Below are 403 nucleotides of genomic sequence, written 5' to 3' on the forward strand. Positions count from 1 at the left end.
TTCCCCGAACCAGAGCCTCGCTCTCGCGGCCATGCTGTTCGCCGTGTCGATGACGTTCATCGACCAGACGATCGTGGCGATCGCCGCTCCGGAGATCATTCACGAGCTGGGCCTCACCTCCACGCAGATGCAGTGGGTCGTCAACGCCTATCTGCTCACCCTGGCCGCGTTCTTCGCGCTGGGCGGGCGGTTGTCCGACATCTACGGGCACCGCCGGGTGATGCTGATCGGCACCCTCGTGTTCGTCATCGCCTCCGCGATGTGCGGTGCCGTGCCGGCCGGGGACTTCGCGCAGGCGTGGCTGATCGGTTTCCGTGCCGTGCAGGGCATCGGCGCGGCCCTGATGTTCCCGGCCGCGCTGGCCGTGGTCATCGCGGTGTTCCCGGTGGAGCGGCGCGGGCGG

1 protein-coding gene is annotated in these 403 nt (G+C 68.7%); it reads left to right on the plus strand.

Translation table 11 applies throughout. The annotated features are described in order from the left end of the window. A partial coding sequence (locus tag RM812_RS42695) for an MFS transporter (protein ID WP_311586492.1) occupies window positions 1-403 on the plus strand: 403 nt, incomplete at both ends.

The sequence above is a fragment of the Streptomyces lancefieldiae genome (assembly GCF_031845825.1).
GTDB lineage: Bacteria > Actinomycetota > Actinomycetes > Streptomycetales > Streptomycetaceae > Streptomyces > Streptomyces lancefieldiae.